This is a genomic window from Bacillus sp. NTK074B (assembly GCF_017303375.1).
Classification (GTDB): domain Bacteria; phylum Bacillota; class Bacilli; order Bacillales; family Bacillaceae_B; genus Rossellomorea.
The window spans coordinates 1-264 of the sequence record NZ_JAFKOH010000120.1; the positions used below are offsets into that span (position 1 = coordinate 1).

The following is a 264-nucleotide window of genomic DNA, read 5'->3' on the forward strand; positions in this document are numbered from 1 at the left end:
TAACCAACTCTTCAACACTCCCCTTCAAGCTGCAGGGTGCAATATATTAAGCACACCAAGCTTACCAATAAGATGGGAATGTTGTTCATGACTCAAACTTTTGGTTAGCATATCTGCTACTTGATGTTGAGAGGGAACATATACAGTCTTGATCAGGCCATCTTTGATCGCATCTTGAATAAAATGACAATCAATTTTAAAGTGCTTAGTTCTCTTATTTAATATGGGATTTACTGCCGGAAAAATAGCTGATTTTCTATCACT

At 36.7% G+C, this 264-nt stretch carries 1 protein-coding gene; it reads right to left on the reverse strand.

All coding sequences use genetic code 11. The features are described from left to right. Window positions 1–24: 24 nt before the first annotated feature. The coding region (locus JI667_RS21660; RefSeq protein ID WP_206858533.1) for a Ty1/Copia family ribonuclease HI at window positions 25–264 on the reverse strand (240 nt) is incomplete at its 5' end.